This is a genomic window from Victivallis sp., assembly GCF_048170485.1.
Classification (GTDB): Bacteria; Verrucomicrobiota; Lentisphaeria; order Victivallales; family Victivallaceae; genus Victivallis.
Genome location: NZ_DBEXAY010000079.1, coordinates 1 through 5,646 on the forward strand (window position 1 = coordinate 1; position 5,646 = coordinate 5,646).

Sequence of the window (5,646 nt, forward strand, 5' to 3'; positions counted from 1 at the left end):
CCGGCCTACGCCGACAAGATGCACCGCTGCGGCATCCGCGGCATCGATCTGACTTGTCCCGCCCGGCTGGAGCAGCAGTTCCGCGCCGAAGCCGCCAAGTACAACAAGCTCTTCTCCGAATCCGGTATCGCTCCGCTCAACATCGATGCGGAATGGGAACGGGTCCGGGAAGCGGCCGCGTTTCTCGCCCCTTATGTCTGCGATACCGTTTATTCGGTCAACGCGGCGATCAAAGCCGGAAAAAACATCCTCTGCGAAGGCGCCCAGGGCGCTCTTTTGGACATCGATCACGGCACCTATCCTTTTGTCACCAGCAGCAACACGGTCTCCGGCGGCGCCTGCACCGGCGCCGGGATTGCGCCCCAGCGGATTCGCGACGTCTGGGGAGTGATCAAAGCCTACACCACCCGGGTCGGAGAAGGACCGTTTCCGACGGAACTTTTCGACGCCTTCGGCGAGGAACTCCGCCAGGTCGGACGCGAATTCGGAGCCACCACCGGCCGGCCCCGCCGTTGCGGATGGTTCGATGCGGTGGCGGCCCGCTACGCCTGCATGGTTGATGGTGTCAACAAACTGGCCGTCACCAAGCTGGATGTTCTCGACGGCCTCGAAAAGATTGCGATCTGCGTTGCTTACGAGGTGAATGGCCGCGAAACCCGGGAGTTTCCCGCCGCCGTCTCCGACGTTGCCGCCGCCAAGCCGGTTCTGGAGTGGCTGCCGGGCTGGAAGTGCAGCACCGCCGGCGCAACCCGGTGGGAGGAGCTTCCGGAGAACGCGAGAAAATATCTGCTCCGGATGGCCGAACTGGTTGAATCGAACATCGCGATTGTGTCGGTCGGGCCGCGCCGGGATCAGACGTTCCAGGTCACATTGTAACAGTTTGGTTGTAAGGGCGCTTTTCCGGAGGGAGCCGTTTCGGAAAAGCGCCGACCGGTTCTCCGGATGCCAGATCCTGCTTTTCCGGTCCCGGAAGATGCACTCCGGTCAGGAAAGAGTCAAAACCGTTCCGCCGCCGGCGGAATTGAGAGGATAGAAAACTCAAACGTAAAAAGCGACCATTCATGCCCGTACTGCGTCGAGAATATCAGGAGAACCCGGCCGAACATTTCTTCCGGTTTGTTGCCGGATTCGACTGGCTTCAGATTCTCGCGTCGGTTTTTCTGCTCGGAGTGGGACTGATTTTCATCCGTTCGACCGGAATCCAGGCGGGAACCCGTGAAAGCCTCGCTTTTTTCCCGAAACAACTGCAATGGATCGCCATCGGAACGGTCTTCTGGCTGATCTGCTCGCTGATAGACTACCGGAAGCAGGAGTATAAAGTTCTCTCTCTGATTTTCTATCTTCTCAGTCTGTTTCTGCTGGTTCTGGTTCTTTTCGTCGGAGTCAAAGTCAACGGAGCGGTCAGCTGGCTCAATCTGCGGCTGTTCGGCATGCGGCTGCAGCCCTCGGAACTGAGCAAGCTTGCCGTGGTAATGCTGCTGGCGGCGATGTTTTCAACCCGGGTGTTCCGGGTGAACCGGGTCGCCTGCCTTTTCTTGAGCGGAATCACTGTCGCGGTGCCGTTTGTTCTGATCATGCTGGAACCGGACTTCGGAAGCGCGATCATTCTGATCCCCATCCTGCTCGGAATCGTCTTCGTCGCAGGACTCAAATGGCGCTATATTCTTCTCGCCGTCGGCATGGCCGCGCTGCTGGCAGGAGGCTTTCTCGCCAACGAAGCTTTTGGAAAACCGATGCTCAAAGAGTATCAGAAGGCGCGGATCCGGGTATTTCTGGATCCCGAAAGCGACCTGCTCGGACGCGGATACAACGTTTACCAGGCGAAACTGGCGGTCGGTTCCGGCGGCTGGACCGGAAAAGGCATCGGGCAGGGAACACAGAACGCACTCGGTTTTCTGCCGCAGTCAGTGTCGAACAACGACTTCATTTTTTCCGTAATCGCGGAAGAATCCGGATTTCTGGGGTGTTCTTTGCTTCTGCTCGCCTATCTGATCCTGTTTTACTCGATTCTGCGGACGGCCTTTCTCGCGACGGATCCCTTCGGGCGCTACCTCGGAGTCGGTGTCGCGGCGATCTTTTTTCCACACTGTTTCATCAACATCGGAATGTGCATCGGGCTGATGCCGGTGACAGGAATTCCGCTTCCGTTCATCAGTTACGGCGGTTCATTCCTCCTGATGGGGATGGCTGCTCTGGGATTGATGCAGTCTGTCTATCGCCACCGCTGAATCAATTTTTTTCAACATCGTTTTCCGAACCGGACTTGCATTCTCAAACCGCAGCGGATAAATTACCGGAAGGTCTGTCTTTCCGGAAGCCGCGGATGTTTTGTTTCTGAAAATGGAGAATTTCAACGTGTTGTTCAAACGCCTGTCACTTCCCGCCGTGTGTTTCGCCGTCGCACTGATTGCCGTCGCCGGCTGCAACACGATCGAAAACAACTATCTGAATCCGGAGGATTTCGCCTCCTATCTGCGCCGGAACGGCGTTGAAGTCACCGGCGAACCGCGTCCGCTGCCCGGAAGTCCCTTCGACGCCTCTTCCGGCTGCGCCATCATGGTCGGAAATTCCGAAATCGGGGTCTACAAATTCGACCAGTCAGTGCGGCCGATCGCGGAACGGCTCAAGCAGGTCAAACAGAGTGAACGGCTTTACATCAACGGAATCCCCTATCCGGTCGAAGTGCGCGGTTCCTTCGTCATCATGGGGTTGGAAAAGAACAAAAAGAAGCATGAGATTTTAAGGGTTTTTGATAAATTTTACTGATCCGCAACATCATTAAATCCCGGGTTCGGGAGAGAGAGAGGGAGAATCACAATGGCAGGGAAAAAATACGTTTATTCGTTCGGCGGCGGGGCATCGGAGGGTAACGGTTCCATGAAGGAACTGCTCGGCGGAAAAGGCGCCAACCTCGCGGAAATGGCTTCGCTCGGGCTGCCGGTTCCGCCCGGTTTCACCATCACCACCGAGTGCTGCGTCGATTACTTTAAAAACGGAAGCCGCCTTCCGGACGGTGTTGAAAAACAGATGCTCGCCGCTCTCGCCAAGGTTGAAAAAACCATGGGGATGAAGTTTGACGACGCGAAAAACCCGCTGCTGGTCTCCTGCCGTTCCGGCGCCCGCAGTTCGATGCCCGGGATGATGGAGACGGTGCTGAACGTCGGACTCTCCTCCAAGACCATTCCCGGTCTGATCGCCAAAACCGGAAACGAGCGTTTCGTCTACGACGCCTACCGCCGGCTGATCATGATGTACTCCGACGTGGTCATGGAAAAAGCCGAGGGCATCGAACCGGCCGAGGGGCAGGCGATCCGCAAGCAGCTCGACAACATTCTGGATGAACTCAAAGAGAAAAAAGGGTACGCTTCCGATACCGATCTGACGGTCGAGGATCTGAAAAAACTCTGCGAAACATTTAAAAAGCAGATCAAAAAGACGCTGAAACGCGAATTTCCCGACGACGCGATGGCGCAGCTCCGCGGCGGAATCGGCGCCGTTCTCAAGAGCTGGAACGGAAAGAAGGCGGTCTCCTACCGCCGGATCGAAGGAATTCCGGATGACTGGGGTACCGCCGTCAATGTCCAGAGCATGGTGTTTGGAAACATGGGTGACACTTCCGCCACCGGCGTCGCCTTCACCCGCGATCCCGCCACCGGCGACAACAAATTCTACGGAGAGTGGCTGATCAACGCGCAGGGAGAAGACGTCGTCGCCGGAACCCGCACGCCGAATCCGCTCAACAACGACACCCGCAACGAGCAGAACAAGCACCTCGAATCGATGGAGGACCTCTATCCTGAACTCTACAAGCAGCTTTTCGATATCCGCAACAAGCTTGAAGCGCACTATCATGACATGCTTGACATTGAGTTCACCATTCAGGAAGGAAAGCTCTTCATGCTCCAGTGCCGGGTCGGAAAACGGACCGGTACCGCCGCTCTGAATATGGCGATGGACATGCTCTCCGAAAAGATGATCGATGAAAAAACCGCCGTGCTGCGGGTTTCGCCGGCCCAGCTGGATGAACTGCTCCATCCGATCCTTGATCCCGCCGCGGAAAAGAAGGCGGAAGTGATTGCCAAGGGTCTGCCGGCCGGTCCCGGCGGCGCGGTCGGTCGGATCGTCTTCAACAGTGTCGACGCGGTCAAGGCCGCTGCGAAAGGTGAAGCGGTCATCATGGCCCGTGAGGAGACCAACCCAGAGGATGTGGAAGGCATGCGGGCCGCGGCCGGCATTCTGACCGCCCGCGGCGGCATGACCAGCCATGCCGCGCTGGTCTGCCGCGGCTGGGGAAAGTGCTGCATCGTCGGCGCCGGAGCGATTCACATCAATGAATCCGCCGGAACCATGAAGATCGGTTCCAAAGTTTTTCGTGCCGGCGACACGATCAGCATCAACGGAACCCGGGGATATGTCTACGCCGGAGCGATTGCCATGGTGGATTCCAGTGAAAATCCCCGTTTCCAGCACTTTATGAAACTGGTGGACAAGTTCCGCAAGCTGGGGGTGCGTGCCAATGCGGACACTCCGGCCGACGCGGAAGTCGCCCGCAACTTCGGAGCCGAGGGAATCGGACTTTTCCGGACCGAACACATGTTCTACGGCAAGAACAGTGAAAAGCCTCTCTTCTTCCTGCGGAAAATGATCCTGAGCAACACGACGGAAGAACGGACCGCCGCGTTGAAGGAACTCTATCCCTATGTCAAAAAGGATGTTAAAAACACCCTGACCGCGATGAAGAATCTTCCGGTCACCTTCCGGCTGCTCGATCCGCCGCTGCACGAATTCGTTCCGAACGAAAAAGCGAAGCGGCAGGAGCTTGCCGACGCCCTCGGAATCAAACTTTCCGACGTCGCGAAGCGGGCGGAGGCGCTGCACGAGACCAATCCGATGATGGGTCATCGCGGCGTTCGTCTCGGCATCACCTTCCCGGAAGTCTCCCGGATGCAGATGAAGGCGATTCTCGAAGCTGCGGCCGAACTGGAGCGCGACGGTATCGCGTGCAAACCGGAAATCATGATTCCGGTAACCTGCGACGCCAACGAGATCAAGTTCCAGAAACGTCTTCTTGCGGAAGTTGCCGCGGAAGTTGCAAAGAAATTCAAAGTAGCGAAGATCGATTATCTGGTCGGTACCATGATCGAAATTCCGCGCGCCTGCCTGATGGCGGATGAAATGGCGAAAGAAGCGGATTTCTTCTCCTTCGGAACCAACGACCTGACGCAGATGACCTTCGGGTTCAGCCGGGACGACATCGGCGGATTTCTCAACGATTATCTTGACGAAAAGATTCTCTCCGCTGATCCTTTCCAGACCATCGACCAGTCCGGCGTCGGCAAGCTGATCGACTATGCAGTCAAGGCGGGAAGATCGGTCAAGCCGAAATTGAAGGTCGGTATCTGCGGGGAACAAGGCGGCGAAGCCAGATCGGTGGCTTTCTGCCACAAAGTCGGCTTGAATTACGTCTCCTGCAGTCCGTTCCGGGTTCCGATCGCCCGTCTCGCCGCGGCGCAGGCGGCACTGACGGAAAAATAAGAGGTTCCACCATCAAGTCGGGGGCGGAAAGAAAATTTCACTCCCGGCTTGTGGACTGAAGGATCTCTTTTTTCCGACCGGTCCGAAAAGACATCGGTCTTCAATCAAAAA

The 5,646-nt window shown here is 56.9% G+C and carries 4 protein-coding genes; all 4 read left to right on the forward strand.

The window, feature by feature from the left end:
- A partial coding sequence (locus tag ACMLHG_RS04260; protein ID WP_417169672.1) for an adenylosuccinate synthetase occupies nt 1-876 on the forward strand: 876 nt, incomplete at its 5' end.
- A 185-nt stretch (nt 877-1,061) separates the two neighbouring features.
- Nucleotides 1,062-2,228 carry a rod shape-determining protein RodA gene (gene rodA, locus ACMLHG_RS04265; RefSeq protein WP_176910822.1) on the forward strand — a complete coding sequence of 389 codons (1,167 nt, stop codon included), beginning with the start codon at nt 1,062-1,064 and terminating at the stop codon, nt 2,226-2,228.
- Between the two features lie 127 nt (nt 2,229-2,355).
- Nucleotides 2,356-2,766, forward strand: coding sequence for a hypothetical protein (locus ACMLHG_RS04270; RefSeq protein ID WP_176910821.1), 411 nt, complete (start codon nt 2,356-2,358; stop codon nt 2,764-2,766).
- A gap of 51 nt (nt 2,767-2,817) precedes the next feature.
- Complete coding sequence (gene ppdK, locus ACMLHG_RS04275; protein ID WP_417169673.1) at nt 2,818-5,535, forward strand: pyruvate, phosphate dikinase; 2,718 nt, start codon at nt 2,818-2,820, stop codon at nt 5,533-5,535.
- The last annotated feature ends 111 nt before the right edge of the window (nt 5,536-5,646 follow it).

Coding starts and splice junctions, on each gene's coding strand:
- rodA (WP_176910822.1), top strand. CDS start 1,062: ATGCCCGTACTGCGTCGAGAATATCAGGAGAACCCGGCCGAACATTTC.
- ppdK (WP_417169673.1), top strand. CDS start 2,818: ATGGCAGGGAAAAAATACGTTTATTCGTTCGGCGGCGGGGCATCGGAG.